Genomic DNA, 22,973 nt, shown 5'->3' on the forward strand with positions numbered 1-22,973 from the left:
AATTAGGGGCATTCACACATAGAATGCCCCTAATTTATTAGACTCCTCTCCTAATAGTTATTACACTACTACTTATACTTGCCTTATTGCTCAAAATACACATATTCACTAGATTAAGGTAGATGCCTAGTTCTTCTTATTTTCTTTTGAATATAATGCTATATAAACTTGAGACAAGCTACATTTGTTCAAGAGAAAATAGAAAGGTAGGTTAAATATGAGCATTGAAATATGGATTACTATTATTGTATTCTTCTTAACGATGATWGTTRTCTYTTGGCGACCTCGTGGTTTAAATGAGGCGTGGCCAGCAGCAATTGGCGCTGGCATTATCCTCATTACTGGACTTGTATCAAAACCAGACGTCATGGACATTATAAGTAAAATCGGCGGTGCCTCTATAACGATATTAGCGACCATCGTTATGGCGGTTATATTAGAAAGCTTCGGCTTCTTCCACTGGTCCGCAGCGAAACTCGCAAATTTAGCGAAAGGTTCCGGACGACGCCTATACTGGTACATTCAATTACTATGTTTTCTTATGACTCTTTTATTTAATAATGACGGTAGTATTTTAATTACAACACCGATTTTAATTTTACTTCTGAAAAACCTTCAATTAAAACCTCATCAACAAATCCCTTATTTATTAAGCGGTGCTTTAATCGCCACTGCATCTAGTGCACCAATTGGTGTAAGTAATATTGTAAACTTAATTGCCTTAAATATCGTCCACATGACTCTTTATATGCATACTGCTATGATGTTTGTACCTGCAACACTAGGACTACTGTTTATGTCATGGCTCATGTATACAGTTTTAAAGAAAAAACTTCCAGAAAGATTACCTGTTTCTTCATATGATATTGAAGAAATTTTCTTCACGAAAAACTTCCATCCGTTAAAAGGACAAAATTCTGTTAATACGAAACAAAAACGTACGAAATTCATGTTAAAAGTATTAGGCTTCGTCTTCCTTATGCGCTGTCTTCTATTCGTTGCATCCTTCTTATCGATTCCAATCGAAATTGTTGCCGTACTCGGTTCACTCGTTCTTCTCATCTGGAGATGGTACTACTTACGAACAAACCCAGTCGATATTTTGAAAAAGACACCGTGGCACATTTTAATTTTCGCCTTCTCTATGTACGTAATTATTTACGGGCTTCACAACGCAGGATTAACAGCGGCGCTTGTCCATTGGCTCGAACCAGTTGTAAGTCAGCATCTACTCTATGCCAGCTTTGCAATGGGCGGACTCGTTTCCCTCCTCTCTAACGTCTTCAATAACCACCCTGCACTTATGATTGGTACAATCACATTAACAGAAATGGGACTAGATCCAGTCACATTAAAAACGATCTACCTCGCAAATATCATCGGTAGTGACATCGGTTCACTATTATTACCAATCGGTACACTAGCTTCCCTCATTTGGATGTATATCTTAAGACAAAACAAAATTAAAGTGAAATGGAAAGATTATTTAAGTGTATCTCTCATCGTAATCCCACTCACAACAGTCGTCACATTATTCCTCTTATACTACTGGGTACAATTATTCTTCGCCTTATAGACGACAGAAGCCCCCTTTGCTACCGTCTTAGCAAAGGGGGCTTCTTCTATATTTAAGTTAGGTACAGTGTGATCAATCAAGTAAAGAGGTGTGACGTGTTATTGATATAAGTGACTACCAGTTTCTTTGAATTCTACCGCTTTCTCTTTCATTCCTTTTTCAATTGCTTCTGTCGTTTCTAAGTCATTTTCTTTCGCATATTCACGAATATCATGTGAAATTCTCATACTACAAAACTTTGGGCCACACATTGAACAGAAATGCGCCGTTTTCGCCCCTTCTGCTGGCAACGTTTCATCATGGTACTCCATCGCGCGTTCAGGATCTAAAGATAAATTAAATTGGTCGCGCCAACGGAATTCAAATCGTGCTTTTGAAAGTGCATCATCACGCTGATGAGCCGTTTTATGCCCTTTCGCAAGATCGGCTGCATGCGCAGCGATTTTGTACGTAATAACCCCTTCGCGAACATCATCTTTGTTCGGTAAACCTAAATGTTCTTTCGGTGTTACATAACAAAGCATCGCCGTTCCAAACCAGCCGATCATCGCAGCTCCAATCGCTGAAGTAATATGATCATAACCTGGTGCAATATCTGTCGTTAACGGCCCAAGTGTATAGAACGGCGCACCCTGACAAATATCAAGTTCTTTCTCCATATTTTCTTTAATTAAATGCATCGGTACATGCCCAGGTCCTTCAATCATAACTTGCACATCATGTTTCCAAGCGATTTTTGTTAATTCACCAAGTGTTTCAAGCTCAGAAAACTGCGCTTCGTCATTTGCATCTGCAATAGAACCTGGACGTAATCCATCTCCAAGAGAGAACGAAACATCGTACTGCTTCATAATTTCACAAATTTCTTCAAAGTGAGTATATAGGAAGTTTTCTTTATGATGGAATAAACACCACTGCGCCATAATCGAACCACCGCGCGAAACAATACCGGTCATACGCTTTGCAGTAATGGGAATGTAACGAAGTAATACACCAGCGTGAATCGTGAAGTAATCAACGCCTTGCTCCGCCTGCTCAATTAACGTATCACGATACACTTCCCACGTTAAATCCTCTGCAATTCCGTTTACCTTTTCAAGCGCTTGATAAATTGGCACAGTTCCAACTGGTACCGGAGCATTACGAATAATCCACTCACGTGTTGTATGAATGTTTTTTCCTGTAGATAAATCCATAATCGTATCTGCACCCCAGCGAGTCGCCCACGTCATCTTCTCTACTTCTTCTGCAATAGAAGACGATACAGCAGAGTTTCCGATATTTGCATTTACCTTTACGTGAAAATTACGTCCAATTATCATCGGTTCCGCTTCAGGGTGGTTAATGTTCGCCGGCAAAATCGCACGACCTTCTGCAATCTCCTTACGAACAAATTCAGGCTCTACCCCTTCACGAATCGCAACATATTCCATCTCAGACGTAATAATGCCATTACGCGCATAATGCATCTGCGAAACATTTGCACCTTGCTTCGCTCTAAGCGGCTTACGATCCATTTGCGGGAAAACAGGTGTATGTTTTGAAGCCACTTTCACACCGTCATCCTCAGGTTTAATTTCGCGTCCTTCATAAGCTTCCACATCACCACGCCCCAAGGTCCAAGAGTGGCGCGGCGTTGGAATCCCTTTTTCCAGCTCCACTTTATACTCTGGATCTGTATAAGGTCCACTCGTATCATACACACGGATTGGCGGATTTTGAACACCGTTCGTATCGCTTTGTTCAATCTCGCGCATTGGTACTTTCATACCTTCACGTGTTCCATCCACATACACTTTCTTACTTCCTGGTAAACTCGATTTCAATTCAATTTGCTCAGCTGAAACAGACTGTTTCATAACCTTTGTTGCCCCCCTGTTCGTGACAAGGACGAGATATGGCCAGCGCATGCCAAAATAAAAAGAGCCAGGTCCATAAAAGAATAAGGACCTGGCTCATAAAGACATAATTATGTAAAGCCGTTAACTTCCCTACGCTGGTACGAGCCAGATCAGGTCCAAAGGGTTAAGAAGTTCACACGCTTCTCTCTCAGCCTACGCATACGTTAGGCACCCCTAGTTTATCACTGATTTAATTTTCAATACTTTCCCATCATACACTATAATCTGAAAAATGCAAAGTTTATTTCTTTTGTTGTTTACGGAATCATCCAAGTTAAATAATAAGCCTGTACATACGTCATAATCCCAACAATAGTAACGAAGAATAAACTATGCTTCAATGAAAAGCGGAACAAATCTGACTCTTTCCCAGCAAGTCCAACTGCCGCACAAGCAATCGCAATTGATTGCGGAGAAATCATTTTACCTGTTACACCGCCCGTTGTATTTGCTGCAACGAGAAGTACTTCAGATACACCGACTTGCTGCGCTGTAATTGCTTGTAAATTCGAGAACAGTGCGTTCGCTGACGTATCTGATCCTGTTAAGAATACGCCAATCCATCCTAAGAATGGTGAGAAGAACGGGAATAGTCCGCCAGTTCCTGCAAGTGCTAACGCTAATGTAGAAGATAGACCAGAATAGTTTGCGATAAATGCGAATCCTAATACGAATCCAATAGATAGAATTGGCATTTTTAGTTCGTTTAACGTTTCTTTAAATGTTGCTACTGCATCTTTTGCACTCATTTTTAAAATAAAGATAGAAATGATACAAGCAATTAAAATTGCTGTTCCAGTCGCTGATAAAATATCTAATTTCAAGATTGCTTCATAAGGTGTTGGTTTATTTACAATAGGCTCTGCTTTCATTACTAAATTGTGCAAGCTTGGAACTTCAAATTTAAATACGAGACTTTCTAAAGCGCCGCCCGGAGCGAATAATGCTTTAAAGAAACTTTGGCTCCAAATGACTACCATCACAGTTAAAATAATGAACGGAGACCACGCTTTTACTACTTTTCCTACCGTTAGTTTCGGCATAGATGTCGTTGTCGTTGTCGTTGTCGTCGCCGCGGCTACTTCACTATTCGCTTGCTTAGTTTGATAAATTTCTTTCGGCTGCCAAACTTTTAAGAATAGCGATAAACTTACTAAACTTACAAGCGCTGACGTAATATCAGGAAGTTCTGGCCCTAAAAACGTCGCTGTAATGAACTGTGTAATTGCAAATGAACTACCCGCTACAAATAAAGCAGGCCACGTTTGTTTTACTCCTTTAAAGCCATCCATTAAAAATACGATAAAGAACGGAACAAATAAAGATAAGAACGGTAATTGATGCCCAGCCATCTGTCCAATTTTATGCGGATCAATGCCTGTTACTTGTCCAGCAACTGTAATCGGAATCCCCATTGCTCCGAACGCTACTGGTGCAGTATTTGCGATTAAACAAAGACCTGCTGCATATAAAGGATTTAGCCCAAGGCCTGCCAGAAGCGCTGCCGTAATCGCTACTGGTGCACCAAATCCTGCTGCCCCTTCCAAAAATGCTCCAAATGAAAATCCGATTAAAATAACGAGTAAACGATGGTCATTCGTAATGGATAATACAGATGTACGAATGACATCAAATTGACCTGTTTTCACAGAAATTTTATATAAAAATACTGACATAATGATAATCCACGCAATTGGCCATAATCCGTATAAGAAACCGTATCCGGTCGCTGCCATTGCCATTGTGAATGGCATTTTATACGCAAATAACGCCACCAAAATCGTTAATACAACTGTAATAAATCCTGCCACATACCCCTTCATGCGGAAAACTGCTAAAGCTAAGAAAAAAAAGATGATTGGAATAAGTGCGACTGCTGCCGAAATCCAAATGTTACCGAACGGATCGTAAACTTGTGTCCATGTGTTCATTGTTCTCTCCCCCTAAAGAATCCCCTTTTAAATAAGATATAACCTTATCAATAGACTACCAGGTCATCATACCTTTAAGTCTAAAAAATATAAAACGTTTAAGAAAACGTTTTCAATAATTTTATCACAACAATTTTCATTTAAAAAGATTTTTTTGAAAATTTTATCATTTAAAAAGGAAATCTTACAAAAGCGTCACGTTCTTGTAATGTTAATCGATAGGAAGCTCGCCAAATCTACTGCATACTAAAGGTATAACAACGAACATTACTTATGAGGTGATATATATGAACGGAAACAAAATATTAGCAGCTTTATCATACTTTAGTGTATTATTTGCGCCTATCTTATTCCCTATTATCGTGTGGATTGTGGGCGATTCTGAAACGAAACCACATGCAAAGCGTGCTCTATGGACACACATTATTCCAAGTATCGCAACATTTATTGGATTAGTTATTTTAGGAATTATGGGCATCGGATCTGATCAACCAGACGTAACACTTGGAATTGGAGCAATCATCGTCTTATGCATTTGCGGAATCATTAGCTTATACTACTTCATTTGGAATATCGTGAAAGGTATTAAGATACTGAAAGCTTAGTTTTAAACAAACGTTTGATTAAAAAGAAACTGTCCAAAAATTAATGTCGCATGATCGTAAATGAAATTTTATCGGCGATTCGACAAGGAATATCGACTTAACTACAAAATACGACAAGAATAACCTACCTATTAATAAGAAAAAACCGTCCCAAAATACCTTTTGGGACGGTTTTTTTATCTTCTGCGTTTCTTCTTTTTTCTCATCATTTTCTTTCGGCGCGTATTCGCTTTATCCGCTATAATGTGGAGCGTACTCGCCACAACAATCCCCATTACAAACGTTACAATTTCAACCTCGTGTTCCTTCGCAATTTCTATTAAATTTCCACCGAATGCGATTATATTTAATAGGAATAAAAACGGAGAAAACACGATTAACATGTATGCAATACGAATAATATCACCAATTATAATCGTATGTGTGAAGAAGGAACGATGGGGCATTACGCTCCTATATGGATACCAAAAAATGCGGAGGAATCCCCATTTATTATACGCATTACTGTACGTATCTAAATCCGGTGTTAAAAATGAAGTACCTACTAAAAAGCCAATTGCAAAAGTTAATAAAAAATCAAAACTTGTTAATCCATACGAAAAGAGCATAAACAAAACAACCGGAAGGGATATTAAGTTTATTTTCGTATGCGTTCTTCCTGATGGCATAATGCACTTCCTCGCTTACGTTCGCCCTGTCATCCTATGACAGTTCTCACCTATTGATCTAATTTTTGATCGATAAATGATGTGTCTATATCCGAACCAAACCATTCTGCCAACTTCACTCGCGACTTATCTTTCACATCTTCATTTACGTATATCGATGCTTGTAATAGTGCGGCCATTAACGCACCTAAATCATCCGTATAACCGACTCCAGCAATGAAATCTGGAATGGCATCAATCGGTGCAATGAAATAAGCAAGTGCTCCGATTACAATAATTTTCACTCGTTTTGGAACATCCGGCCTTTGCAAAACGTAAAACAACAATAAACTCGCATAGATTACCGACTGCCCTGCCTGCTTCGCAACATGTTTTATTTTCTTCCAAAACGCTTCAACTGAAAATTTTTGTTTCATTCAAAAGCCTCCCTATTTTCAAAAGAAATAAGCTACAATATGTTATGTTATCAGTAAAAGTTCATCAAAATTACACATAATCTATCAATGAAATTTCATTGTAACAAACAAAACCAAAAAGAACAAGTGTTCGTTAATTTTTTCATATTTTCCTTCATATAATAGTTTTCTAGACAACCACTTAAAGATTTCTATTCCATATTTCTCAACCAAAAAACTTTCAATTCCGCTTAACATTCTTTTCTATTTTTGTTATATTTTCTAGTTGACGGGCATATAAACGAATGTTAAAGTTTTCTCTGGTAGTGACAAATCACATACAAAAAATGTAAAATGTTATAGTGTTTCTCAGAAATGAATTTTGTTGTATAATACAGAAATGACGTTATGCTTATGAGCAGCACAAGAAACCAAAAAGGGTATGCATAGTTAAAGTCGTATATGGGTGAATATAGAAACTCTAATTATGGCCAAGAAAACTATGTATTTTTTATTTTAGCATTTTTCGCTCCAAAATCGACCAAGCCTGATAGAGAAAGGGTGGAAATGAATGAAAGAAACCATGAAATCACAATTTCAAAATGTGCGTTTCACTTTATTCGTAGCTTTGGCCGTATGGCTAAAATCCTACATCATTACACGCACTAGCTTCGATTTAAAACTTGAATCTTTCATGCAAGAATTCATTTTATTCATTAGTCCATTAGCAGCATCATTACTGTTTGTGGGTCTTGCATTATTTGCAAAAGGGAAAAAACGTAACTATATAGCACTAGGAATTAACTTTATCTTAACGTTCATTCTTGTTGGTAACGTAATGTTCTACGGATTCTACAATGACTTCGTTACTTTACCAGTACTAGGACAAACGTCTAATTTCGGAAGTTTAGGTTCTAGTGTGAAAGAATTATTTAACTTCAAAATCATCCTTGCATTTGCGGATATTATCGTATTCTTCGTTCTATTGAAGAAGAAGAAAGATTTTGCACCGACAGAGCGTGTAGCACGTCCGATGCGTTCCCTATACTTCGTGTCAACAGTTGCTATTTTCTGCGTAAACCTAGGATTTGCAGAAGCTGAGCGTCCAGAACTATTAACACGTTCATTCGACCGCGTTATGCTTGTTAAAAACTTAGGATTATATGTACACCAAGCATACGATCTTGGCCTACAAGCAAAATCAAGTTCACAAAAAGCGTTTGCTGATAGTAGTAAATTACAAGAAGCAGAAAACTATGTGAAAACAACACAAAGTAAACCAGATCCAAATATGTATGGTACTGCAAAAGGGAAAAACGTAATTGTTGTCTCTCTTGAATCATTACAAACATTCTTAATTGGTGCGCAAGTTAATGGACAAGAAGTTACACCATTCCTAAACCAATTTGCGAAAGAAAGTTATTACTTCGATAACTTCTTCCATCAAACTGGGCAAGGTAAAACATCTGATGCTGAATTCTTAGTAGATACTTCGTTATATCCACTAGACCGTGGTGCTGTATTCTTCACACACGGTAACAACGAATATACAGCAACTCCAGAAATTTTGCGTGAGCAAGGGTATCACACATCAGTATTCCATGCAAACAACGCAACATTCTGGAACCGTAATATTATGTATCCGGCACTTGGTTATGATCGTTACTACAACGAACTTGACTACAAGATTACGCCAGAAACAAAATTAAACTGGGGACTAAAGGATATCGAATACTTCGATCAGTCTATCGATATGTTAAAACAAGTGAAGCAGCCGTTCTATACTCGCTTCCTTACTTTAACAAACCATTACCCATTCACTTATGATGACAGTACGAAATTAATCGACGAGTACAATTCTGGTGATGGAGTATTTGACCGCTATATGGTAACAGCTCGCTACTTAGACGAAGCAATGAAGCACTTTATTGAGCGTCTAAAAGCTGAAGGTATTTACGACAACTCTGTTATCGTATTCTACGGTGACCATTATGGTATTTCTGAGAATCATAACCGTGCAATGGCACAGTTCTTAGGAAAAGAAGAAATCACTACATTTGACCATATGAACTTACAAAAAACACCGATGTTTATTCACGTTCCAGGTCAAAAAGAGGGTAAAACAATTTCAAAACCAACTGGTGAAATTGACATTAAACCAACAATTCTAAACCTACTTGGTGTAGATTCTTCGAATCAAATCCAATTCGGTCATGATGTATTCTCACCAGACAATAAAGGATTCGTTGTTCTTCGTGACGGTAGCTTCATTACAGATAAGTACATGTACACAAACAGTACATTCTACGATCGTAACACAGGTGAAGTTGTACAATTACCGAAAGAAGAAGCTCAACCACTTATTGATCGTGCACAAAATGAATTGCACATGTCTGACAAAATCATTGAAGGCGACTTACTTCGCTTCTCTGAAAGCAATAAGATCAAAACTGGTGAAGTAAAAACGGTTATTAAAGAAGAAAAGAAGAGCGCTGAGTAACCTCAGCCTCTTTTTTATTTTCCTCTCTACACATTCTTCTATACATTAACTTTAAAATTACATAACCTTCACCTAATATTTACACCACATTAACGAAACATCTTTATAATAAAATATGTAAACAAGGTTCTACATATTTCTTATCTCTCATCTTCAATAAGATCCCTTAAAGAAATATGTTCATCATTTGTTTTCAACTTTCTTATAATTGTCTTACTAAAACTTTTAATAAGACGATGTCCCTACGAAAGATAGCTACCCTCCTTGTGCAGCATTCAATACGAATGTTGCTTTTTTTATTTCAAAAAGCAGGATTCTTATTTCTCATTTTCGAATTTGTATATACAAAATGCTATAAATCACCACTACTTCTCTATAATTTTCAAATACATATACGTCATATGAAGAGAATTGCTCACATAAAAATAACTAGAGTGCTTTTTATTCATGTACTAACGAAAGGATGGGACGAAAATTGGCATACGAAAAATTTGTACTATGGAATGATGCAGTTATTGATACAACGAAACATAGCGCGTACATAGAACTTGAAGAAAGAGGCTTGCAGTTTGGAGATGGTGTCTATGAGGTTATTCGCCTATATAAAGGGAACTTTCACTTATTAGATCCGCATATCACAAGGTTATATCGCTCCATGGAAGAAATAGAATTATCACTTCCTTTCTCAAAAGCAGAGCTTATTATCCTACTTTACAAACTAATTGAAAGTAATAATTTCCACGAAGATGGTACTATTTATTTGCAAGTATCTCGTGGTGTACAAGCTCGTACCCATGCATTCTCATATGACGTCCCTCTGACAATCTATGCCTATATTACAAAGAAGGAAAGACCAGCTTTATGGATTGAATATGGTGTACGTGCTATATCAGAACCAGATACGCGCTGGCTACGCTGTGATATCAAATCTTTAAATTTATTACCCAATGTATTAGCTGCTACGAAAGCTGAACGCAAAGGTTGTAAAGAAGCTCTTTTCGTACGAAACGGTACTGTAACTGAGGGGAGCTGTTCTAATTTCTTTCTCATAAAAAATGGAACTCTTTACACACATCCAGCCAATCACCTTATTTTAAATGGCATTATTCGTCAATATGTCCTTTCCTTAGCGAAAACCCTTCGTATTCCTGTACAAGAAGAACTGTTCAGCATTCGCGATGTTTATCAAGCAGATGAATGCTTCTTTACGGGAACGACTATTGAAATTTTACCAATGACCCACCTTGATGGAACTGCAATTCAAGATGGTCAAGTTGGCCCTATCACAAAAATGCTACAAAAATCCTTTTTTCAAAGCTTGTTACAATCCAACATGTCATCTTCTTAAACACGAATAATTTCTATTCTCTCTACATCCAACATATGTATTTAAATAAAAATCAAGGTGTAGATTTATACCTTGATTTTTTCTTGTAATCTTTTTGTCATATTCAGATTCCCGCATAAGTCTTGACAGTAATCGACATGCTCTTTAGAATTTTTAACAGTTGGTAAATATTTCTTCACTACATTACAGACAGAAAGGAATCGACAAATTATGAAAAAATACCTTGCCGGTCTTGCGGCAGTGTCTGTAGCAGGAGGAGCAGCACCTACACTTGATAGCGTTCAAGCTGCCCCTGAACAAAACACACAAAAAGCTGCTACACAAACTGTCCAAGCTTCCGCATCAAACAGTTCATCTTATACGGTAAATGCTAGCGTGCTACATGTTCGCGCAGGATCTAGCACTTCTCACGACATTATCTCTCGCGTTTATAACGGTCAATCATTAAACGTAATTGGAGAAGAAAATGGTTGGTTCAAAATTAACCATAATGGGAAAACAGGTTATGTGAGTGGTGAATTTGTATCAAAAAATGGAAAAAAAACAAATAACAATGTAAGCACAGGTGGAAACAATACAGTTACTGCTGATGTATTACGTGTACGTACCGCTCCTAACACTTCTAGTTCTGTTTCAGGACGTGTATATGAAGGACAAACATTAAACGTAATTGGTCAAGAAAATGGTTGGGTGAAAATCAACTATAATGGAAAAGTTGGCTATGTAAGTGGCGAATTCGTATCTGGTGTTTCTTCTAATGCAGGTTCTTCAAACAACAATACGAATAATACTGTAAAACCAGCAAGCGGAAACTATACAGTAAACGTATCTTCCCTTCGCGTTCGTACAGGTCCTAGCACTTCTCATACAACTATAGGTTCTGTGAAAAAAGGACAAGTAGTACAAGTTGTAGGCGAAGTTCAAGATTGGTTCAAAATCAATTATGCAGGACAAACAGCTTACTTAAGCAAAGACTACGTAACAAAAGGCGGTTCTAACGAAAACACCACGCAAGGTAACAACCAGGAACAAAACAATAATGTAACTGTTCAAACTGGTGGCACTTACGTCGTTAACGCAACATCACTACGTGTTCGTACGGGCCCTGCTACTTACCATAGCGTAATTGGTGGCGTATTAAATGGTACGAAATTAAACGTAATTGGATCTGAAGGTAGCTGGTTTAAAGTTAATTATCAGGGAAAAACAGGCTACGTTAGCAGCGAATTCGTAAAATTCGTTAAAGGTGGCACTACTACTCCTGAACAACCTGAGCAACCTAACCAAGGTGCAATTGGCGATTACTACATTAATGCTTCTGCACTAAATGTACGTAGCGGCGAAGGTACAAATTATAGAATCATAGGCGCACTTCCACAAGGACAGAAGGTTCAAGTAATCTCTGAAAACTCTGGATGGAGCAAAATTAACTACAATGGTCAAACTGGTTACATCGGAACACGTTTCCTATCTAAAACACCAGTTGGGGGCGCAGTAGATAATAAGCCTAATGAAAATCAAAACAATAACAATACAAGCAATAATAGCGGTGACAGTTCTTCTATACTTGCATACGCGAAATCTATGCAAGGCGTGCCATACGTTTGGGGCGGTTCTTCTGCTAATGGTGTCGACTGCAGTGGTTACATCTACCACGTATTTAAGAAATTTGGCCATAACATTAGCCGCCAAAGTGTTGCAGGATATTGGAGTAGCTTACCAAAAACTTCAAGTCCACAGCCAGGCGACTTAATTTATTTCCAAAATACTTATAAAGCTGGTCCTTCTCACATGGGTATTTACCTTGGAGGTGGATCGTTTATCCAGGCTGGAGATAAAGGTGTAGCAATCGCTTCATTAAGCAACTCTTATTGGAAAAGCCATTTCTTAGGGTATACGAAAGCACCTTAAGTGATGGTTTCAGAGGCTTCTAGTTTACTAGAAGCCTCTTTTTTTAAGGTTTCAATATATGAATCCCTCTTATTCTCTTTCTCACGAAAAAATTATGCGTTCATTCTCCTATTTCGTACACCATATTCTATAAAAATTGTCCAAAACGTTATCACAATGAATATATTTCAACAAAAAACATAACCTATTTCATGTCGATTCATTTTATATGTGTTTTTTCAAAGAATTTTCTTTTTATTTAAACTTTTCGTTAGACGTTTGACCTCCGATGTCCATTATGATAAGTTACTTAAGATGTTATATTCGCAAAAGTATAGACAACTGGTTTATACACTTTTTTACTATGAGGAAGGAGCATACACTGCATGAATGTTTTATGGGGAATTGGCGGCGTGATTGGAGTATTAGCAATCGCTTTCTTATTATCTTCCAACCGCAAAGCTATTAATTGGCGCACAATTTTAATCGCGCTAGCATTACAAATGTCATTTTCATTTATCGTATTACGATGGGATGCCGGAAAAGCAGGTTTAAAATACGCTGCAGATGGCGTTCAAGGATTAATTAATTTTTCTTACGAGGGAATTAAGTTCGTTGCTGGGGATTTAGTCAACGCAAAAGGACCTTGGGGATTTGTATTCTTTATTCAAGCACTACTTCCAATCGTATTTATTAGTTCATTAGTAGCAATCTTATATCATTTCGGTATTATGCAGAAATTTGTTAGCGTCGTTGGTGGTGCATTAAGTAAACTTCTTGGAACTTCTAAAGCAGAAAGCTTAAACTCAGTAACGACTGTATTTTTAGGACAAACTGAAGCTCCAATCTTAATTAAACCTTACTTAGCACGCTTAACAAATAGTGAATTCTTCACTATTATGGTAAGCGGTATGACAGCTGTTGCCGGATCAGTTCTTGTCGGCTATGCAGCAATGGGTATTCCGTTAGAGCACTTATTAGCAGCAGCAATTATGGCAGCTCCATCAAGTTTATTAATTGCGAAACTAATTATGCCAGAAACAGAAAAAGTAGATAACAACGTTGAACTTTCTACAGAACGTGAAGACGCAAACGTTATCGATGCAGCTGCACGTGGTGCATCTGAAGGTATGCAACTTGTTATTAACGTAGCAGCAATGTTAATGGCTTTCATCGCATTAATCGCTTTATTAAATGGTCTATTAGGATTAGTTGGGTCTTTATTCCATATTAAACTTAGCCTTGATTTAATCTTCGGTTACTTATTATCACCATTTGCAATCTTAATCGGGGTTTCACCGGGTGAAGCTATACAAGCAGCAAGCTTTATCGGTCAAAAACTTGCAATCAACGAATTCGTTGCATACGCAAACTTAGGACCTCACATGGCAGAGTTCTCTGCAAAAACAAATCTGATTTTAACATTCGCAATCTGTGGTTTTGCAAACTTCTCTTCTATCGCAATTCAATTAGGTGTAACAGGAACATTAGCTCCTACTCGCCGTAAACAAATTGCACAATTAGGGATTAAAGCAGTTATCGCTGGTACACTAGCGAACTTCTTAAATGCAGCAGTTGCAGGTATGATGTTCCTATAAATTAATGTACAGTCTCCTCTTTTAAAGAGGAGACTTTTTTGTATACTATAAATATAATTTTCATATATACTAAACACCACATGTCTAGATATCTAGATGATATGTTACGATAATTAGTATGTCTGTTTATTTTTTCTTGCACAAGAGGGATACTATTTGATGTCGCACGCTTTAAAAAAAATTCCAGCTACACGGTCCATTTATTAATAATTGTGCATACTACAAATACCCTGCATGAATTATCTTTAAGGAGGAAAGTTTCGTGAAAGATAAATCCTATAAAGTCCTTTCTATGTGGATTTTACAAATTTTATTTTATTTTACTACTGTACATGTGACGAAATATGAGCACGCGCTCATTTTTACAATTATATATGTCATCATAAATGTACTATTCCTATTTTTAGCTGATAAAACAGCATTTATTTTCTTTATACTGGGAGCCATCATTTCAGTATTCTATTTATTTTATGAAGCGTGGCTTCACTTATGGAGTACATCAGAACAATGGGAATATATCATTACCCACTTCCTAATGGCAGCTAACTTCTTCATTGTTTATATTTCAGCCCACCTATTAAAAAAGGTCATCCTTAAAAATAAAGAGTTAACTGAACGAGTGAGAGTGTTGGAGCAATACATCGGAGAATCAAAACTATTAACAAGGCAAGAATTCGAAAGACGACAAACATTATTAAGGACTGCGATGGATCGTCGTAATGAAACAGGCATGATTATTTTCTTTGATTTCACTTCCTTTAGTAAATATACGAAGGAAAGTGTCATGGATCGTGTAGCTTCATTATTAGTTGATACAGTAAGAACTGACTTTGACCTTGCTGCTGAATATGAAAGCAATACATTGGTCATTTTATTACAAAACACAAATGAAGCTGGTGCTGATATTGTAATGAACCGTCTACATCCAAAAATGGAGCAATGGCTTGCCGCTGAAGCAATTCAAGATATTAAAATAAAACGAGAACAAATCAACACAAAAGGACAGACATTATTATGATGACACTCGTTATACTCCTTTTATTCCTTCTGTTCTGCGTACTCGTATTTTGGATTAGCATCACATTTTCAATCAAATATGTACTTATTTTTACTGCCTTTCTATTCTCAGGCCTACTCGTTTACTACTCTCTCTTAACACTCGCGGGCTTAATTCATCGAAATAGTAAACGAAAAGATCGTACGCTAGAACATTATCCAAGTGTAGATATTTTAATACCTGCCCATAATGAGGGTGTCGTTATTAAAGATACATTAGAAGCGATGGCAAAGATTGAATACCCGGGCAAATTAAACGTTTATTTATTAAACGATAACTCTCAAGATGAAACACCTGAAATTGGCGATGATTTCGACAAAGCTTATGCTCATATTCATCACATTCGTGTACCACCTGGCGAACCAAAAGGAAAATCGCGTGTATTAAACTACGGTCTTAGCATTTCAGATGGTGAATACTTCTGTGTTTACGATGCAGATAATCAACCTGAACCACATGCACTGCGAATGCTCGTAGAACATGCTGAAACCATCCAGGATGCCGTTGGAGCAGTTGGACACGTTCGTACAGTAAATGAAAAGAGAAATTGGCTTACACGAATGATTTCATTAGAATTTCAGATTTTCCAGCTCCTTATGCAATCTGGACGCTGGCTATTATTCCAAACAGGCTCACTGACCGGAACAAACATGCTTCTTCGTCGTTCCGCATTAGAAGAACTTGGCGGCTATGATCCTTATGCAATTGCAGAGGATGCCGAATTAACATTGAGAATTACCCAAAAAGGCTATCTCTTACCAATCGTCCCGGAATCGATTACATGGGAACAAGAACCTGAACATTTAAAAATTCTTATTAAACAGCGTACACGTTGGCTTCAAGGAAACTTATATATTTTAGAAAAAATGTTTTCTTCGCTAAGCTTCTTTAAAGGAAAGCTACTCGTCCATTCCTTACAGCAAGTTTTAGTATATGTCGTATTTTGGCTATTCTTAATCATTTCAAACGTTTGGTTTGTAATTGGACTGCTCGGGATATTCCAAATTCAATACAGCATTCCATTACTATTTATGTGGTATGTCGCATATATTACATATGTTTCTCAATTATTTAGTGCCCAGAGCGTCGAACGAACCTTTACACCAACCAACATTTTCATAAGCGTCATTATGTACTTTACGTACGCACAGCTCTTTACGTATTTGTTTATTCGCAGTCTCATTCTTTACTTACGTGCAAAGAGCAAGAAACAAGTAATTGGCTGGGATAAAACAGTACGATTTAAAAAGGAAAAATAAAGTGAAACTTTAATCAGTGGGGTTATTCATTTCCCACTGATTATTAGCCCTCATCAATCGGGCTTTTACGGAATAAAAAATAAGCACAGAGCGCCGTAAGCTCTGTGCTTATTTTTTACCGTAATACTATATATCAGACAATACCCCTTAGCTGAAAGTAATTTCACGTCCATCCCCCAACGAACGATCGACCTTCATTTATATACGAAAAAGTGATTGCTATTTTTGTAGAACCAGTTGCTTTTCTTGCTGCTCTTTGCGCGTTTCAGTCTTAGGTTCCGTGCTTTCTTGGACATTGCGATGTGCCACACGTTTCAAACAAATATGCTTCCACTTTCTTTCGTAACGTTTCATTATTCTAGATGTCCCCCTTGAATGCGATTTAAAAATATTTGAAATCGCTTACAGGAAATAATATAGCACATATACATAAAAGTGACAACACATTTCCGACATATTTTTGTCAAAAATATGAATATAACGTGTAAAATATCAGATATTGTCGAACTATATCGATTTTTCTTTTTAAATTACCGATATCTATAGTATTCCGTAACAAAGTAATGATTTTCCTACAATAGTATAGAACAGTGAAAAAGGACTGCCGACATTCGACAGTCCTAATACTATTTATATATACAGAATTTTTTTCTTCTATTATTAATGCTGTTTCATACGTCCTTCTTTTTGCAACTCTTTAAATAGTGCTGCAATCATAAAGAAAATAACAAATACAAATGGGAATGCCGCAATAATCGACGCAGTTTGCAGCGCCTCTAATCCACCAACATACAATAAGATCGAAGCTAATGCCGCTAGAACAATGCCCCAAACCATTTTAATGCGATTTGGTGGGTTTAAACTACCATGTGTCGTTAACATCGCTAGAACAAACGTAGCAGAGTCTGCCGATGTAATAAAGAATGTTGAAATAAGTAAAATGGCTAACACACATAAAGCCGGTCCCATACTACCCATTTGGTCTAACATCGCAAACAATCCTACTTCTGTGCCCATTTCTTTAATTTGTCCATATATATTTGCATCATCAAATAGCTCCATGTGAATACCTGTTCCTCCGAAAACAGAGAACCAAAGCGCACCAATTACTGTTGGTACGAGTAACACACCAACAACAAATTCACGAATTGTACGCCCGCGTGACACACGAGCAATAAACGTACCTACGAATGGTGACCATGCAATCCACCATGCCCAGTAGAAAATTGTCCATGACTGAATCCATTGATTTCCGCCTTCATTTAATGGACTTAAACGGAAACTCATACTTGGCAATTCTTGAATGTATGAACCGATTGTTGAAGTGAAATAATTCATAATAAAGTTTGTTGGACCTGCAAATAATACAATTATCATAAGTGCAAACGCTAAAATAATATTCGCATTACTTAAATATTTAATTCCTTTATCGAGTCCCGTTTGCGCAGATAGCATATAAAGAACAGTTACAATTCCGATGATTACTAGCTGTGTCGGTAATGAGTTTGGAATGGATGTTAAATAACTAACACCACCCGCAATTTGCTTTGCCCCAAGTCCTAATGATGTCGCCACACCAAATACTGTCGCAAATACAGCTAGAACATCAAACGTATGTGCAATACGGCCATGTTCACCGCCTTTAAATAGCGGACCCACTGTCGCACTAATTGTACTTGCTCTTCCTTTTCTAAATGTAAAATACGCAATACATAATGCTACAAGTGCATATAATCCCCACGGATGTAATCCCCAATGGAAAAATGAGAAACGAAGTGCAAGGCGTGCACTCTCTTCAGTCGCACTCTCTCCAAACGGAGGTGTGTATAAATGGTTCATCGGTTCTGCGACACCCCAGAAAACCAAACCGATTCCCATACCGGCACTAAATAACATAGCAAACCATGTCATATAACTATAATCAGGTTCATCATCCTCTTTACCTAAACGAATCGAACCGTACTTAGAAACAATTAAGAAAATAGCAATTCCTAAGAAAATAGAAACGGAAATAATATAGAACCATCCAAACTTACTAACTAACGCAGCTTGAATTACAGTCGTTACATTTCCTAAGCTACCTTTTCCAATAATAGATTCGGGAATAATCCCCCAAAGTGTAAATGCAATACATAATGTTAATGAGACAATAAATGTTTTCGTCAGTTTCCTCATCAAATCCCCCTTCGTATGTTTCATTTCTTGTAAAAATCATAAATTCCGATATGTTAAATCGGATAGAAAACCATAGTTTTTTGTGGTGATTTTCTTTCGGCTCTCTTAGTTTTGCCTTCACCAATTAGAGTTCTTATGGACAGCCTTACCTTCCGTACAACCTTTCCACTCTGCAAGAGCTACAAGATTGGAATACTACTGTCAAATTGTGTGAGAAAAATGCGGATGGGAAGAGATTTCTCCAAAAAAGGATGTGTTACAGTTTTAAAAAAGGGCAGATTTATTCTTTACAACCCTTTCTTCTTGTAACAATTATGCGGTTTTTTGCTAGTATATAGCGCGTGTTTATAACTTCACAAACGAGATGTTTATGTTTATATAACTATATTACCCATAAAACGGTAAAATACTCAAGGAGTGTAACTGTATAGTAATCATCACGTAACACCCCTGTAATATTTTTATTTACACCGAAAAAAATATACTGTATTAAACATTTTGAATATAACTAGAAACCTACTAATTATATGGAATGAAAAACGCTTTCCTCTCATTCTAGCTATATTACAAAGTGTTAACGACTTATTACGAATGGTTTGTAATTGTGTGTTTTCCCAAAATCCGAAAAAATCTGTTGCTATAATGAGGACACGAAAACAAACGCAATGGAGGCTATCATGAAAAAATTAATTGGAATAGCAACAGCAGCAGTTTTTGGTCTTGGGATTTTCACCGCATCTGCTAATGCAGAAACTGTTGTAACAACAGACGTACTAAACGTACGAGAAAACCCTACTACTGAATCAAAAGTTGTCGGTAAATTACAGAATGGTCATAAATTAGATGTTCTAAATACAGAAAACGGATGGTCACAAATCAAATTAGATGGTAAAGACGCATTCGTAAGTGCAGAGTTTACAAAGAACTCTTACTATGTAACAGCTAACGTATTAAATGTACGTGCTGAAGCGAACACAAACTCAGAAATTCTTGGAACGCTTAAGAAAGACGATATGATCGAAACAACGAACCAAGTACAAAATGAGTGGTTACAATTTGAATATAACGGGAAAACGGCTTATGTTCACGTTCCTTTCTTAACAGGTACAGCACCTGTTATCGAGAAACAAGAACAACCTGCTCCTGCTAAAACTGTAGCACCAGCTAAAGCTCAAGCACCTGCAGCACAAGCAAAACCAGCTGCTAAGCCTGCTGTGAAAGCTGCTGAAACTAGCGAACCTTCTAATGGTCGTGAGTTAACAGTTGTAGCTACAGCATATACAGCTCACCCAAGTGAAAACGGTGGCACATACGGCGGCCGTGTATTAACTGCAATGGGTCATGACTTAACAGCGAACCCAAACATGAAAATGATCGCTGTTGACCCGAAAGTAATCCCATTAGGATCTAAAGTATGGGTAGAAGGTTACGGAGAAGCTATCGCTGGAGATACTGGCGGCGCAATTAAAGGTAACCGTATCGACATCCTACTTGGATCAGATAGCGCTGCTCAAAAATGGGGACGCAAAACTGTTAAAGTGAAAATTTTAAAATAACCAATGACTGCTAAATTACAGCCGGTTCTCTTTATTGAGAGCTGGCTTTTATTTTTTATATAATACATATAAGGAGGTGACGTCCATGAATTTAAAAGCTAAGGTAGACTGGGTCGGTACACCAAAACCGTACATATATAAAGATGATATAACATATGATGCTATCGCAATTGACTTCTCACTCGCAAATGATGACAATCGCTATAAATTAATTGTGCTCAAGTCTGAAGAAAATACACATTACAAAATCGTACAATATGGAATAAAGCCAGGCTCTCAAAAGCCATTTCCTATTGATATTCCATTCGAGCAAGGAATGCTACCGTTTATAGAACAAATATTACAGGATCCATATGTACAAGCGATATTAAAGCAAACACGCTCCTAATTGCCAAAAAGGGTATCACCTAGTAGAATTTTCCGACTAAGTGATATCCTTTTTTATTTTCCCTTCATGAATACGAGTAGAGAAAATTATATCAATGATTTTCCGAATATATCTATCATAAATTACAATATATCAACGGTTCGACATGAAATATCGATTTACCGACAAAGATTGAAAATAGCGGTGCTACATAAAAAAAGAAACTGTTCAAAATTGAACAGTCTCTCTCTTAATATTAACGAGTCGGACCAGATACTTCCTCTGACTTCAGCGTATTATTCGCTCCAAGAGAATGGTACAATATCTTTCCATTTCCATTAACAGTAACGATATGGTCATTATTAAAGCTTTTGAATTTTACAGAGCCATCACCATAACGAATATGATATTCTTCATATGTCGTTACTTTATACTTCGTTTCACTTTGACGCTCTACATTACGAATTCCCATTGTTAATAAATCTTCTGTAATTCCTTTTTTGTGTAGATATTGCAAGTAATCACGGTCTTCCTTATACGATTTCCCGCTCTTATCATAATCACTTTCAATTAAGCTAAAATCATTTAATGCAATTGCACGCACGTTATTATAAATATGATTTTGTACAAAGTCACCAACTGCTGAGCTTGAAGCTTCTTTCGGGAACTTTAAATAATATGTGCTTTGGTCTCCAACTTTGATGCTTTCGGATTTAATGACACCAAAGTCAGTGTTTTTCTCTAAATGTACTTCTACCGTTTCATCTGTCGGTACAGGACCAAGTTTATAGCTACCGTAACTTAATTTTCCGCGTTTCTTACCATTAACAAAAACAGTTGCGTCGCTTTCATCGGAAGAAATGGTTACATAATTTCCTTCAAGTGACAAATTCACTTCTACTGTCCCATTCTTTTCGTCTGCTAGATCTACTTCTTTTTCTGTCTCTAATTCAGTAAGTTCTGTCTTCGCCTTTACAACATAAGCACCTGGGAAGTATGGACCTAATTCTTTTGAGGTTTTATCACTAGAAAGCTCTGTTTCTTTTTTATCATTTACATATATTTCAGCATTCTTTGCAGTTGTGCTAACACTCATGTAATAAGATTTCATGCTGAACTTATACTTCGGATATAAGAACCACTCTTTCCCGTCTTCAATAATTTGCCCATCTTTAAAAGATGCATTATCACTTGCTAACTTTTGATTTACTGTTTCTTTTTGTAAATAAGACAGTAATGCTTTATTGTACGAAGGATTATCCTTTAAATAACGTATGTAAGCTTTAATATCTTCTGTCTTCACTTTTAAGCTTGGATCGTCTACTTTCAAAAACTCATCGATTGCATTCACATCTTTCTTTTGGAATGCTTCGATCATTGCATTTACTTGCTTTTCCTTCGAAAACTTGCTTGCACCGAATTTATATGCGCCAAACAAAATAGCAACAACAATGACAAAACCTATAAGTAAAAACATGTTTTTCTTACTTTTCACTCGCCTTGTTGCTCTACGCATTTCTGAATGAGAAGAAGCTGTTTGATCAGCAATTTCTTCTACTTTACTTCCACACTCAGGACAAAAGTTCAAATGGTCTGCAAGCTGATTTTTACAAGTTCCACAAAACTTCAATATGCTCTCCCCCTATTTCTTAGCTAATTTCATTCCAGCGAAAGCCGCTACATATGTCACAATGAAACTAAACAAAGTTAAATATATAAATGAATTCTGCATAGATAGCACCGTGCCAATTGCCTCGAATAAATTCATTACATTTCCAGATACATCAATTCAAAACTTAGAAATTATGTTCATTACAATCATCATAATTGTGTAAGAGCCACTGCATACCGCTAGTGTAATATACATATTAGTAGTCGGTAATTCTACTAACTTTCTACCTGCGCTAAACATAAGGAATAACGGAATCACAAGTAATAATAAACCATAATGGAAGCCATCATTTACTTCATCAACCTCTGCGATATCTGCATTTACACTTGCATTCCCTTTTTCAATTGAGCAATTTCTTGTGCAATTTGCAACTTCTGCTTTCCTTGTTCTATTCCCTCTTGTATCTTATTCATTCCACTACCTAATTTCGTCTATAAATCTGACAAGCTAACTCTCTCCCTATAAACATATGGTA

General features: G+C 36.9%; 17 protein-coding genes, 1 pseudogene and 1 riboswitch. Of the genes and pseudogenes, 10 read left to right on the plus strand and 8 right to left on the minus strand.

What is annotated here, in order from left to right; genetic code table 11:
* Positions 1-217: 217 nt before the first annotated feature.
* A complete protein-coding gene (locus AC1DKZ_RS21580; protein ID WP_476997011.1) occupies positions 218-1,576 on the plus strand; it encodes an arsenic transporter in 1,359 nt (452 codons plus the stop codon).
* A gap of 98 nt (positions 1,577-1,674) precedes the next feature.
* Here AC1DKZ_RS21580 and thiC read toward each other — a convergent pair whose 3' ends face one another.
* On the minus strand, positions 1,675-3,435 hold the full coding sequence (gene thiC / locus AC1DKZ_RS21585; RefSeq protein ID WP_002016178.1) for a phosphomethylpyrimidine synthase ThiC: 1,761 nt from the start codon (positions 3,433-3,435) through the stop codon (positions 1,675-1,677).
* Between the two features lie 112 nt (positions 3,436-3,547).
* Positions 3,548-3,663: riboswitch (TPP riboswitch) on the minus strand.
* A 71-nt stretch (positions 3,664-3,734) separates the two neighbouring features.
* Positions 3,735-5,408, minus strand: a complete 1,674-nt coding sequence (lldP, locus tag AC1DKZ_RS21590; protein ID WP_016127666.1) for an L-lactate permease — start codon at positions 5,406-5,408, stop codon at positions 3,735-3,737.
* Positions 5,409-5,695: 287 nt separating this feature from the next.
* Between lldP and AC1DKZ_RS21595 the strand changes: the two genes are divergently transcribed.
* Positions 5,696-6,013: a magnetosome magnetite crystal formation protein family gene (locus tag AC1DKZ_RS21595; protein ID WP_002089643.1), complete on the plus strand. Its 318-nt coding sequence runs from the start codon at positions 5,696-5,698 to the stop codon at positions 6,011-6,013.
* A gap of 176 nt (positions 6,014-6,189) precedes the next feature.
* Here AC1DKZ_RS21595 and AC1DKZ_RS21600 read toward each other — a convergent pair whose 3' ends face one another.
* Together AC1DKZ_RS21600 and AC1DKZ_RS21605 are read right to left on the minus strand one after the other, a co-directional pair.
* The gene (locus tag AC1DKZ_RS21600; RefSeq protein ID WP_002089644.1) at positions 6,190-6,681 is read right to left on the minus strand and encodes a metal-binding protein; all 492 of its coding nucleotides are present in this window, start codon (positions 6,679-6,681) and stop codon (positions 6,190-6,192) included.
* Between the two features lie 50 nt (positions 6,682-6,731).
* Positions 6,732-7,097, minus strand: coding sequence for a YkvA family protein (locus tag AC1DKZ_RS21605; RefSeq protein ID WP_002089647.1), 366 nt, complete (start codon positions 7,095-7,097; stop codon positions 6,732-6,734).
* 550 nt (positions 7,098-7,647) lie between these two features.
* On the opposite strand from AC1DKZ_RS21605, the gene AC1DKZ_RS21610 reads away from it, so the two are divergent.
* The 6 genes from AC1DKZ_RS21610 to AC1DKZ_RS21635 all read left to right on the plus strand — a co-directional run bounded on the left by AC1DKZ_RS21610 (position 7,648) and on the right by AC1DKZ_RS21635 (position 16,728).
* Positions 7,648-9,576 carry an LTA synthase family protein gene (locus AC1DKZ_RS21610; RefSeq protein WP_002089649.1) on the plus strand — a complete coding sequence of 643 codons (1,929 nt, stop codon included), beginning with the start codon at positions 7,648-7,650 and terminating at the stop codon, positions 9,574-9,576.
* A 463-nt stretch (positions 9,577-10,039) separates the two neighbouring features.
* On the plus strand, positions 10,040-10,924 hold the full coding sequence (locus tag AC1DKZ_RS21615; protein WP_003192435.1) for a D-amino-acid transaminase: 885 nt from the start codon (positions 10,040-10,042) through the stop codon (positions 10,922-10,924).
* Positions 10,925-11,134: 210 nt separating this feature from the next.
* Positions 11,135-12,835, plus strand: a complete 1,701-nt coding sequence (locus tag AC1DKZ_RS21620; RefSeq protein ID WP_078213843.1) for a C40 family peptidase — start codon at positions 11,135-11,137, stop codon at positions 12,833-12,835.
* Between the two features lie 365 nt (positions 12,836-13,200).
* Positions 13,201-14,412 carry a NupC/NupG family nucleoside CNT transporter gene (locus AC1DKZ_RS21625; protein ID WP_002184643.1) on the plus strand — a complete coding sequence of 404 codons (1,212 nt, stop codon included), beginning with the start codon at positions 13,201-13,203 and terminating at the stop codon, positions 14,410-14,412.
* 262 nt (positions 14,413-14,674) lie between these two features.
* Positions 14,675-15,430: a diguanylate cyclase domain-containing protein gene (locus AC1DKZ_RS21630; protein ID WP_476997012.1), complete on the plus strand. Its 756-nt coding sequence runs from the start codon at positions 14,675-14,677 to the stop codon at positions 15,428-15,430.
* Positions 15,427-16,728, plus strand: a complete 1,302-nt coding sequence (locus AC1DKZ_RS21635; RefSeq protein WP_000988776.1) for a glycosyltransferase family 2 protein — start codon at positions 15,427-15,429, stop codon at positions 16,726-16,728. The genes AC1DKZ_RS21630 and AC1DKZ_RS21635 overlap by 4 nt, the downstream gene beginning before the upstream one ends.
* Before the next feature lie 219 nt (positions 16,729-16,947).
* Here the strand turns inward: AC1DKZ_RS21635 and AC1DKZ_RS21640 are convergent, their stop codons facing one another.
* Together AC1DKZ_RS21640 and opuD are read right to left on the minus strand one after the other, a co-directional pair.
* On the minus strand, positions 16,948-17,082 hold the full coding sequence (locus AC1DKZ_RS21640) for a hypothetical protein (RefSeq protein WP_000833065.1): 135 nt from the start codon (positions 17,080-17,082) through the stop codon (positions 16,948-16,950).
* A gap of 306 nt (positions 17,083-17,388) precedes the next feature.
* On the minus strand, positions 17,389-18,903 hold the full coding sequence (gene opuD / locus AC1DKZ_RS21645) for a glycine betaine transporter OpuD (protein WP_002184641.1): 1,515 nt from the start codon (positions 18,901-18,903) through the stop codon (positions 17,389-17,391).
* A gap of 677 nt (positions 18,904-19,580) precedes the next feature.
* On the opposite strand from opuD, the gene AC1DKZ_RS21650 reads away from it, so the two are divergent.
* Together AC1DKZ_RS21650 and AC1DKZ_RS21655 are read left to right on the plus strand one after the other, a co-directional pair.
* The gene (locus AC1DKZ_RS21650; protein ID WP_002184640.1) at positions 19,581-20,459 is read left to right on the plus strand and encodes a cell wall-binding protein EntA; all 879 of its coding nucleotides are present in this window, start codon (positions 19,581-19,583) and stop codon (positions 20,457-20,459) included.
* An 85-nt stretch (positions 20,460-20,544) separates the two neighbouring features.
* Positions 20,545-20,847, plus strand: a complete 303-nt coding sequence (locus tag AC1DKZ_RS21655) for a DUF3910 family protein (protein ID WP_002184639.1) — start codon at positions 20,545-20,547, stop codon at positions 20,845-20,847.
* A 235-nt stretch (positions 20,848-21,082) separates the two neighbouring features.
* Here AC1DKZ_RS21655 and AC1DKZ_RS21660 read toward each other — a convergent pair whose 3' ends face one another.
* Both AC1DKZ_RS21660 and AC1DKZ_RS21665 read right to left on the minus strand, forming a co-directional pair.
* Positions 21,083-22,456 (minus strand): zinc ribbon domain-containing protein, encoded by a 1,374-nt coding sequence (locus AC1DKZ_RS21660; RefSeq protein WP_476997013.1) that lies wholly within the window; start codon positions 22,454-22,456, stop codon positions 21,083-21,085.
* A 12-nt stretch (positions 22,457-22,468) separates the two neighbouring features.
* A pseudogene (locus AC1DKZ_RS21665) lies at positions 22,469-22,855 on the minus strand (zinc ribbon domain-containing protein); the annotation flags it as partial.
* Between the last annotated feature and the right edge of the window lie 118 nt (positions 22,856-22,973).

The sequence above is a fragment of the Bacillus sp. 05T21 genome (genome assembly GCF_056396785.1).

What these genes read in the sequence shown, in the direction of transcription:
- AC1DKZ_RS21620 (WP_078213843.1), top strand. Translation starts at nt 11,135, where the DNA reads ATGAAAAAATACCTTGCCGGTCTTGCGGCAGTGTCTGTAGCAGGAGGA.
- thiC (WP_002016178.1), bottom strand. Translation starts at nt 3,435, where the DNA reads ATGAAACAGTCTGTTTCAGCTGAGCAAATTGAATTGAAATCGAGTTTA.
- lldP (WP_016127666.1), bottom strand. Translation starts at nt 5,408, where the DNA reads ATGAACACATGGACACAAGTTTACGATCCGTTCGGTAACATTTGGATT.
- AC1DKZ_RS21650 (WP_002184640.1), top strand. Translation starts at nt 19,581, where the DNA reads ATGAAAAAATTAATTGGAATAGCAACAGCAGCAGTTTTTGGTCTTGGG.
- AC1DKZ_RS21625 (WP_002184643.1), top strand. Translation starts at nt 13,201, where the DNA reads ATGAATGTTTTATGGGGAATTGGCGGCGTGATTGGAGTATTAGCAATC.
- AC1DKZ_RS21635 (WP_000988776.1), top strand. Translation starts at nt 15,427, where the DNA reads ATGATGACACTCGTTATACTCCTTTTATTCCTTCTGTTCTGCGTACTC.
- AC1DKZ_RS21610 (WP_002089649.1), top strand. Translation starts at nt 7,648, where the DNA reads ATGAAAGAAACCATGAAATCACAATTTCAAAATGTGCGTTTCACTTTA.
- AC1DKZ_RS21600 (WP_002089644.1), bottom strand. Translation starts at nt 6,681, where the DNA reads ATGCCATCAGGAAGAACGCATACGAAAATAAACTTAATATCCCTTCCG.
- AC1DKZ_RS21655 (WP_002184639.1), top strand. Translation starts at nt 20,545, where the DNA reads ATGAATTTAAAAGCTAAGGTAGACTGGGTCGGTACACCAAAACCGTAC.
- AC1DKZ_RS21615 (WP_003192435.1), top strand. Translation starts at nt 10,040, where the DNA reads ATGGGACGAAAATTGGCATACGAAAAATTTGTACTATGGAATGATGCA.
- opuD (WP_002184641.1), bottom strand. Translation starts at nt 18,903, where the DNA reads ATGAGGAAACTGACGAAAACATTTATTGTCTCATTAACATTATGTATT.
- AC1DKZ_RS21640 (WP_000833065.1), bottom strand. Translation starts at nt 17,082, where the DNA reads ATGAAACGTTACGAAAGAAAGTGGAAGCATATTTGTTTGAAACGTGTG.
- AC1DKZ_RS21605 (WP_002089647.1), bottom strand. Translation starts at nt 7,097, where the DNA reads ATGAAACAAAAATTTTCAGTTGAAGCGTTTTGGAAGAAAATAAAACAT.
- AC1DKZ_RS21595 (WP_002089643.1), top strand. Translation starts at nt 5,696, where the DNA reads ATGAACGGAAACAAAATATTAGCAGCTTTATCATACTTTAGTGTATTA.